The following is a 9,069-nucleotide window of genomic DNA, read 5'->3' as shown; positions in this document are numbered from 1 at the left end:
GGCGGGGCGGGTCGAGGTAAACGCCTTGAGAGAGGTCATTTGCTTTCCGCCTGCTTGATGGCCAGCACGTCTTTAGGCGTGACCATGTCGCCTTTGTTGTTGCCCCAGGCATTGCGCTCGTAGGTCACCACGGCGGCGATGTCCACTTCCGAGAGCTGCTTGCCGAAGGCCGCCATCGCGGTGCCGGGCTTGCCGTGGTAGACAATACTCAGGTGGTCAGCCGCAGGGCCGGTCGCAATCTTGGAGCCCTTGAGCGCCGGGAACATCGGCGGCAGGCCCTGGCCTTCGGCCTGGTGACAGGCCACGCAGGTGGTGTGGTAGACCTTGTCGCCACGGGCCACCAGCTCTTCGAGCGTCCACTCTTTGGAGGTCAACTCCTTGAGCTTGGCGGCCTCTTCCTTGCGCTCACCCAGCCAGGTTTCGTAGTCGGCCTTGGACTTGACCTCGACCACAATGGGCATGAAGCCGTGGTCCTTGCCGCACAGTTCGGCGCATTGGCCACGGTAGATGCCGGGTTTCTCAACGCGGGTCCAGGCCTCGTTGACGAACCCGGGAATGGCGTCGCGCTTGACCGCAAAGGCCGGCACCCACCAGGAGTGGATCACGTCAGCGGCGGTCACCAGAAAGCGCACCTTGGCGCCCACCGGCAACACCAGCGGCTGGTCGACTTCCAACAGGTAGTGTTCGCCCTTGGTGGCCTGGTTATGGATCTGTTCGGCGGGCGTGGCCAGGTTGCTGAAGAACTCCACGTCCTGGCCAAGGTATTTGTAATGCCACTTCCACTGGTAGCCGGTGACCTGGATATCGATATCCGACTCACTGCTGTCGTAGATATTGATCAGGGTCTTGGTGGCCGGAATGGCCATCGCGATCAGGATCAGCAAGGGCACGACGGTCCAGAGTATTTCCACGGTGGTGCTCTCGTGGAACTTGGCCGCGACCTGGCCCGTGGACCGGCGATGAACGATCATCGACCAGAACATCGCGCCAAACACGATGATGCCGATCACCACACAGATCCAGAAAATGGTCATGTGCAGGTCGAACACAGCGTGACTGACTTCTGTCGCCCCTGGCGCCATATTCGTTGTCCAGGCGGCATGTGCCTGGCCGAATACTGACCACAACAGAAGGCCCATCCAAACGTGTGGATGTCGCATCATTGCGGGTTCCCCTTATCGTTCTTGTTATCCCGCCGGTTTGCACCTGCGTCGAAGGGAGCGGCTTCCATACTGCTTACAACCGCCTGGCCTTGCCTGCTTATGCAGTCTGGCGTCATCAGCTAATCGCGTACAAATCCGAGTATAGACAGGCTCTGCAACCCCGCAATGTGTAGGGGCAAATGAGTAGAAATGGGCGGTCGGGGCTAATAAAACCGGGGGCGGAATCGTTTATCCGACGAACGATGGCAATTCGATATAACGCGGGCGCATAACCATGAAATAATTATGACAAATGCGTCTTAGGCGCTCGTATAAACGAGCTACCTTATCCTCTCCCTTTTCCTACGCCTGCATCACTGGAGCTTTCATGAACACCGCCGCATTGCGCGAGCAGATTTCCCGTGCCCATCAACACGAAGCCAGCACGGGCCAGCTTGCCCAGCAACTGGAAAAACAATTGCCGCACCTGCATTCGGCCATTTCCCTGGCTGACGGTGATCGCAACATTGTCATGACCCGCTTTGTCAGCGCCTACATCGACCTCGTCCCGGATTTGCTGGACGCCGCCAACGACGTGGCCCGCGAAGCCGGAATCGAAAGCCAGATCAAGCCGGTGCTGAAGATTGCCGAGCATTTCTTCCTGCAACCACCCGCGATCTTGGCCGGCCACGAAGGCCTCGACGGCCTGCTGGACGAGGCCTACCTGGCGCATCGATTGGTTGAAGAGGTGAATGATCTGTATATCAAGCACTTTGGCCAGCCGCTGATTCCGGCGGATACCACGGTGGCTAACCTGATCGCCCACCAGTTGATCGGCGAAGCGTTCGCCAACAAGTTGGATGAAGCCGTGCATTTGGCGGTGGATGAAATGCTCAACGAAGACAGCTTTGCGCTGGAGTCGGTAGAAGCCTACCGCGAGACACTCAAGAGTCCAGACACGGAAGCCGCGTGGAAGCGCTGGCCGTGCCTTTCGCGACAGTTGGGGGTTGAGTTGGCGTTGGATCAGCCGGCTTAGTTTCCTGGGTCGCAAACGATCAAATGTGGGAGCCGGGTTTGCCCGGCTCCCACAGGGTTGCTGGGTGGTTAGGCTGGCGCGGAACCTATCCCCGTCGTCATCCTGACCCGACCTTCCAGCCTTCGCTTCAACCCACGCGCCTCGATCACCAGCGTCGAGCCCTTGGCCGCATTGGCCCGCCCCCATTCCTCCAGCAGCTCCAGGCAGGAATGGTCGATGTAGCTCAAGTTGCTCAACGGCACATGCAGGGTGGTTCCCTCAGGCACCGTCGACAGCACCTGGGTGAGCGCCGGCACTTTCAAGAAGGTCGCCGCGCCTGTCAGGCGCAGTTCCATTTCACCCTCTTTAGGCAAATCGATCAGGCTCACTTTCAGGCGTGACGCCTTGAACGCCAACTTGACCAACGTCAATCCGAAACCCACCAGCACACCGGTGAGCAGATCGGTAAAGATGATCGCCAACGCCGTGGCCGCGTAGGTAAACATCGGCATACGCCCATACCGCCCCAGCGCCTTGAACGCCTTGATATCCACCAGCTTGATCCCGGTGTACACCAACACACCCGCCAGGCTTGCCACCGGAATGCTTTGCAGCACACTCGACAGCAACAGCACGAACGCCAGCAGCCACAGGCCGTGGAACATCGCCGACAGACGGGTGGTCGCACCGGCCTGCACATTGGCCGAGCTGCGCACGATCACACCGGTCATCGGCAAGGCACCGACCAGGCCACAGAGCATGTTGCCTACACCTTGGGCGGACAACTCCTTATCGAAATCAGAACGCTGACCACTGTGCATACGATCGACCGCCGCAGCGGAAAGCAGGGTTTCGGCGCTCGCAATAAACGCCACGGCAAAGGCGGCGATCAGCAATTGAGGGTCGGCGAGGTTGAGCAGGTCGCTGGGGCGCAGCCAGTCGATAGCGTCAGCGAGATTTTCCGGGACTTCCACGCGCTTGACCTGCAGCGCCAGTACCAGGCTCACCACAGTGGTCAGGCCCACACCCAACAAGGCGCCCGGCACAAAGCGCAGGCGTTGCGGGCGCAATTTGTCCCAGGCGTACATCACCAGCATGGTCGACAACCCCAGCAATCCCGCCTGCCACCCCAGGCCGCCGCCCAGAGTTGGGATCGCCTCGGCCAACGCCGCCGGGAACCCCGCCAGGTTATCCAGCCCGGAAGGCTTGGGCGCGCCGTCGAGCATCACGTGAATCTGGGACAGCACAATCAGCACGCCAATCCCCGCCAGCATGCCGTACACCACCGCCGGCGCCGTGACGCGGAACCAACAGCCCAGGCGCAAACGCCCGGCCACCAATTGCAGGAAGCCCGCCAACAACAGGATCGGCCCCAGCATCAGCATGCCGTGCTGGCGCACCAGCTCGAACACCAACACCGCCAAGCCTGCGGCCGGGCCACTGACCTGCAGCGGCGAGCCTGCCAGCCAACCCACTACCAGGCCACCAATGATCCCGGTGATCAGACCTTTTGCTGGGGGCATGCCGGAGGCAATCGCGATCCCCATGCACAGCGGCAGGGCAACCAGAAACACAACCACCGAGGCGAGTAGCTCCCGTGGCAATACAGCTTTCAATTGAGCAGCACGCATGATGACTCTCCCGAGGCATTCGCCGGGCGCGGCAAAGCCTGGCTGCGTCCATGGCAGCCACCGCTTTACCCGGCAGGGAAGTGTTTTAGAAGCGCGCTTTAGGCGTCGCGGAAGGAATCGGCCCGTCGCCGCTCAACGAGCGGAACGCTGACTGGTCCGCATCGTAGGCCCGGATTTCACTGGTCTCGATGTTGTAGATCCAGCCATGGATAAACAAATGACCATTGGCCATGCGCGAAGCCACGGAAGGGTGGGTGCGCAAATGTTGCAGCTGGGCGATGACGTTTTCTTCGGTCAGCACCTTCATGCTCTCGCCTTCGTTGGCGCAGTCACAGTTGTCTTCAACCATGGACTTGGCAACTTCGGCATGCCGCAACCAGGCCCTGACTGTTGGCATCTTCTCCAGGCTGGCGGGGTTGAGTACCGCACGCATGGCGCCGCAATCGGAATGCCCGCAGACGATGATGTGCTGCACGCCCAGGGCCAGCACCGCATATTCGATGGCCGTGGACACACCGCCGTTCATCTGGCCGTAAGGCGGCACCACGTTACCGACGTTACGCGTCACGAACAGGTCGCCAGGCGAACTCTGGGTGATCAGCTCGGGCACGATGCGCGAGTCGGCGCACGTGATGAACATCGCCCGCGGGCTCTGGGCCGTGGCGAGTTTCTTGAACAGTTCTTCCTGCTGGGGGAAGACGTCGTGATGGAAATGCAAAAAGCCGTCAACGATATGCTTAAGCGCTGCATCGGCGGTTTCCGCCACCTGAGGGGCTGAAGCCGACGCAGCCAACGGCTGTTTATCCTGGTCACTCATGATTCATCCTCTTGATTAATGCAGGGGAGCTTTCAGGTCAGTTCGACGCCGGGCCAGAAAAACAGTTGCAAACGCTTCAAAACCGGGCAGTCGACTCATCAGTCACTCGCTGAACAAGGTAACCGTCGAAACTTAACTCAAACTGAATGAACCGCTCTAGATCGCGGGTTTCAGTGATGTCAAAGTGAGACCATTCCTACAAGAAAGGCAAACCTTTCCTCTTCAGTCTACAACAAAGCCATCTGCCTGCCCGGCGGGCAAAAGGCCGTGCAGTCCAGATTGAAACCTTCCCGTCGATCGAGCCCCAGGCGCTTGATCGCCTTGCTGAAGCGCTGGGCCAGCAAGTCCGCAAACGGCCCTTCACCGCGCATGCGTACGCCGAAGCGGCTGTCATACACCTCACCGCCACGCACCTGGCGCACCAGACTCATCACATGGGCCGCCCGTTGCGGGTAATGCGCCGCCAGCCACTCCTCGAACAGCGGCGCCACTTCCAGCGGCAGGCGCAGCATCATGTACGCCGCGCTTTGCGCGCCAGCGGCATGGGCCTCGGTCAGCAGGCTCTCCAATTCGCTGTCGTTGATCATCGGGATCATCGGCGAACACAGCACGCCCACCGGGATCCCCGCCTCACGCATCACCCGAATCGCCCGCAACCGTGCCTTGGGCGCCGCCGTGCGGGGCTCCAGGATGCGCTTGAGCTCATCGTCCAGGCTGGTGAGGCTGATCATTACCGCCACCAATCGCTGGCGCGCCAACTCGGTGAGCAGGTCCAGGTCGCGCAGAATCAGCGAGCCCTTGGTGATGATGGTCACCGGATGGCGATAACGCAGCAGCACCTCGAGGGTTTGCCGGGTAATCCTGTACTCGCGCTCGATCGGCTGGTACGGGTCGGTATTGGAACCCAGGTTGATCGGCGCGCACACGTAACCTGGCTTCGAAAGCTGCTGCTCCAACACGTCCGCGGCATTGGTCTTGGCGATCAGTTTGGTTTCGAAATCCAACCCCGGCGACATGTCCCAATAGGCATGGCTGGGCCGTGCGTAGCAGTAGATACAGCCATGCTCGCAGCCACGATAAGGGTTGATGGAGCGATCAAACGGCAAGTCCGGCGAGTTGTTACGGGTGATGATGCTCTTGGCCGTCTCGATACGCACTTCGGTGCCCTGGGTCGGTGGCACTTCCTGAAACCAGCCATCGTCCTCGGCGACGCTCACCGTAGGCGCAAAGCGGTTATGCAGGTTGGTGGCCGTGCCCCGGCCACGGGGCGGCAGCGGAGTAGACATGAAAGCGCCTCGGTACTGTTTTTATATACAGTATCGAGGCGCGAGGGTTCTGACCAGTGCCGTTTGGCGGTCAGGCTAGCCTCAGTGCTTCTGCGTCACTTGCCCCAGGTCATCACCGGAGGTAGTGCGCATGTCGTTGTGGCGCAGGTCCTTCACATCGCTGGCCTTCACCGGCGCGCCCTGATTGCCCCAACTGCCACGGATGAAGCTGACCACATCCGCCACTTCCTGGTCCGACAGACGCCAGGCGAACGCCGGCATGGTGAAGGTCGACGGTGCCGCGTGGGTCGCCGGCAAGGTGCCGCCGTTCAACACAATGTTGATCAACGAGGTGGCATCCGCCGTCTGCAACACCGGGTTGCCCGCCAGCGCCGGGAACACCCGCGTGTAGCCATGGCCATCGGTACGGTGGCAGGCCGCGCAGTTGTCGATATACACCGAGGCGCCGCGCTGGCTGTCGTCGCCTTTCCACAATGCCTCGGCCACTTGCTTGTCGTACTGATGCGGCTGATCCTTGGGATCCACCGCTGGCAGGCTCTTGAGGTAACGGGCGATAGCCGTCAGGTCATTTTCCGACATGTACTGCATGCTGTGGACGACAACGTCGCTCATGCCACCAAACACCGCGCTGCGGTCACTGCGGCCGGTCTTGAGGAACTGCACCAATTGCTCCTCGCTCCAGCTGCCGAGGCCATCCTTGTGGTCACCACGCAAGCTCTTGGCGATCCAACCTTCCAGCGGCGCGCTGCCGGACAAGAAGGCGTTGCCGTCAGCGGCACTCAGGGCTTTTTCCTGCATGGTCAGCGCCCGTGGCGTGTGGCACGCACCGCAATGGCCAAGGCCTTCCACCAGGTAGGCGCCCCGGCTGATCACCGGGTCGGCCGCAACTTGGGCCTGAGGCTCCTCGACTGAAGGCGCAAACATCCAGCGCCATGCCGCCAACGGCCAGCGCATGCTCAGGGGCCACGGAATGTCGCTGGCCTTGTTCTCCTGGGCAACGGGCTCGACACCTTTCATGAAGTACGCATACAACGCCTGCATATCGCTGTCGCTGACGCGTGCGTAAGACGGGTAAGGCATCGCCGGGTAAAGCGTACTACCGCTCTTGGCGACACCGTGGCGCACGGCCTTGTCGAAGTCCTCGAAGCTGTAGTCGCCCAGGCCGGTCTTGTCCGGGGTGATGTTGGTGGAATAGATCACGCCAATCGGGGTTTCCATTGGCAGGCCGCCAGCAAAGGGTTTACCACCTTTGGCAGTGTGGCAAGCCACGCAGTCACCCGCGCGGGCCAGGTATTCACCTTGCTTGATCAAGTCCGTTTCAGCGGCGCTGACAGAGCAGCTGCTGAAAAACGCGAAGGTCGCGATAACAAGTGCTTTCATGGTCATCGCTCCTTATGCCTGAACCAGTGGGCCGGGGTTTTTCAGGTACTGCTCGCGGATGGCCCGCGCCGACCAATAGGTCAACGCCGCCACCAGCCCTGTAGGGTTGTAGCCCAAGCCTTGTGGGAAAGCGGATGCGCCTGGGACAAACACGTTGTGTACATCCCAGCACTGCAGATAGCGATTCAACGCACTGGTTTTCGGATCGGTGCCCATGATCGCGCCACCGTTCAAGTGGGTGGTCTGGTACGACGCCGTGTTGAAGTGCTCGCCGACTTTTTTGCCGAGCACGGCAATGGCCTTGGGGTTCATCGCCTCAGCGACCTTGCCCATTTTCTCGACCATGAAGCGGTTCATCTTGATGTCGTTTTCCTGCCAGTCGAATGTCATCCGCAGCAACGGCTGGCCGTAGGCATCACGGTACACCGGGTCCAGATCCAGGTAGTTACCCCGGTAGGATTGATGGGCGCCGTGGGCATCCATCGACACCTGGTGGGTGTAGTAATCGGCGGTGGCACGCTTCCACGCACTGCCCCAGGCGGGGGTGCCCGGCGGGTTGGACGTACCGGCAATCGGCCGGCTACCGGCCTGGTTGACCCACATCGGCGAACCGCCCACAAAGCCATGGGGCCCGTGGTCGAAGTTGTCGGCGTTGAAGTCATCGATGGCCACGCCATTGCCGCCCGCGCCGATGAAGTTGTTGGTGTGGGTGTCCTTGTCAAAGAACGCCTTGATCGTCGCCATGTTCTGGTAGGCGAAGTTCCTGCCCACCACGCCCTCGTTGGTGATCGGGTCGTAGGGCTTGCCGATACCGGAGAGCAGCATCAAGCGCACGTTATGGAACTGGAACGCGCCGAGAATCACCAGGTCCGCCGGTTGCTCGCATTCCCGGCCCTGGGCGTCGATGTACGTCACACCCGTGGCCTTGCTCTTGGTGCTGTCGAGGTTGACCTTGAGCACGTGGGAATTGGGCCGCAGTTCAAAATTCGGCACCTGGCGCAACGCCGGCAGGATGTTCACGTTCGGCGACGCCTTGGAGTACATGTAGCAGACGTAGCCGCTGCAAAAACCGCAGAAGTTGCACGGGCCCATCTGGGCGCCGTAGGGGTTGGTGTAAGGCCCCGAGGTATTGGCTGATGGCAGGTTGTAGGGTTTGTAACCCACATCGCTAGCCGCTTTCTGAAACAGCTGTGCGGAGACGGTGTTTTTCTGCGACTCCAGCGGGAACGGGTTGGAACGGTCGGGCGCGTACGGGTTGCCGCCTCGGCCTTCGCCAACCAGTTGGCCTTTCACGGTCCAGGCCTGCCCAGAGGTGCCGAAGACTTTTTCTGCGTAGTCGAAGAACGGCTCCAGCTCTTCGTAGCTCACGCCAAAGTCCTGGATGGTCATGTCCTTGGGAATGAAGTTTTTACCGTAGCGCTCTTCATAATGGCTGCGCATGCGCAACTCGATCGGGTCGACACGAAAATGCACGCCCGACCAATGCAGACCCGCACCGCCCACGCCATTGCCCGGCAGGAACGCACCCAACTGACGGTTGGGCAGGGCAACGTCGTTCACGCTATGGCGAATGGTCACCGTCTCCTTGGAGATATCCTGGAAGAGTTTCTTACGCACGCTGTAGGTCAATTCGTCGATGACCTGGGGATAGTTGCCGTCCGGGTAAGTGTCCTGCATCGGGCCGCGCTCCAGCGCTACCACGTTGAGGCCGGCTTCCGTCAGCTCCTTGGCCATGATCGCGCCGGTCCAACCAAAACCTACGATCACTGCATCGACTTTCTTCATGATGGTCGCCACG

At 60.7% G+C, this 9,069-nt stretch carries 7 protein-coding genes; 1 reads left to right on the top strand and 6 read right to left on the bottom strand.

Going from position 1 to position 9,069, the window contains the following annotated elements; all coding sequences use genetic code 11:
* Positions 1 to 35: 35 nt before the first annotated feature.
* Positions 36 to 1,163 (bottom strand): cytochrome c oxidase subunit II, encoded by a 1,128-nt coding sequence (gene coxB, locus HX812_RS18870; protein WP_033899206.1) that lies wholly within the window; start codon positions 1,161 to 1,163, stop codon positions 36 to 38.
* A 367-nt stretch (positions 1,164 to 1,530) separates the two neighbouring features.
* Here coxB and HX812_RS18865 point away from each other — a divergent pair, with 367 nt between their 5' ends.
* Complete coding sequence (locus tag HX812_RS18865) at positions 1,531 to 2,178, top strand: hypothetical protein (RefSeq protein ID WP_033899204.1); 648 nt, start codon at positions 1,531 to 1,533, stop codon at positions 2,176 to 2,178.
* 68 nt (positions 2,179 to 2,246) lie between these two features.
* On the opposite strand, the gene HX812_RS18860 is transcribed toward HX812_RS18865, so the two are convergent.
* The 5 genes from HX812_RS18860 to HX812_RS18840 all read right to left on the bottom strand — a co-directional run bounded on the left by HX812_RS18860 (position 2,247) and on the right by HX812_RS18840 (position 9,068).
* Entirely contained in the window at positions 2,247 to 3,788 is a 1,542-nt protein-coding gene (locus HX812_RS18860) for a SulP family inorganic anion transporter (RefSeq protein ID WP_038851105.1), read from the bottom strand.
* An 85-nt stretch (positions 3,789 to 3,873) separates the two neighbouring features.
* Positions 3,874 to 4,605, bottom strand: a complete 732-nt coding sequence (locus HX812_RS18855; protein WP_033899200.1) for a carbonic anhydrase — start codon at positions 4,603 to 4,605, stop codon at positions 3,874 to 3,876.
* 227 nt (positions 4,606 to 4,832) lie between these two features.
* A complete protein-coding gene (locus HX812_RS18850; RefSeq protein ID WP_038851104.1) occupies positions 4,833 to 5,891 on the bottom strand; it encodes a PA0069 family radical SAM protein in 1,059 nt (352 codons plus the stop codon).
* An 81-nt stretch (positions 5,892 to 5,972) separates the two neighbouring features.
* Positions 5,973 to 7,271: a cytochrome c gene (locus HX812_RS18845; protein ID WP_038851103.1), complete on the bottom strand. Its 1,299-nt coding sequence runs from the start codon at positions 7,269 to 7,271 to the stop codon at positions 5,973 to 5,975.
* 12 nt (positions 7,272 to 7,283) lie between these two features.
* A complete protein-coding gene (locus HX812_RS18840; protein ID WP_038851101.1) occupies positions 7,284 to 9,068 on the bottom strand; it encodes a GMC family oxidoreductase in 1,785 nt (594 codons plus the stop codon).
* Position 9,069 lies beyond the last annotated feature (1 nt).

The organism is Pseudomonas sp. IPO3749 (assembly GCF_013386605.1).
GTDB lineage: Bacteria > Pseudomonadota > Gammaproteobacteria > Pseudomonadales > Pseudomonadaceae > Aquipseudomonas > Aquipseudomonas azotoformans_A.
The sequence above is the reverse complement of the archived record's forward strand: the minus strand, read 5'-3'. Positions and strand labels throughout refer to the sequence as shown.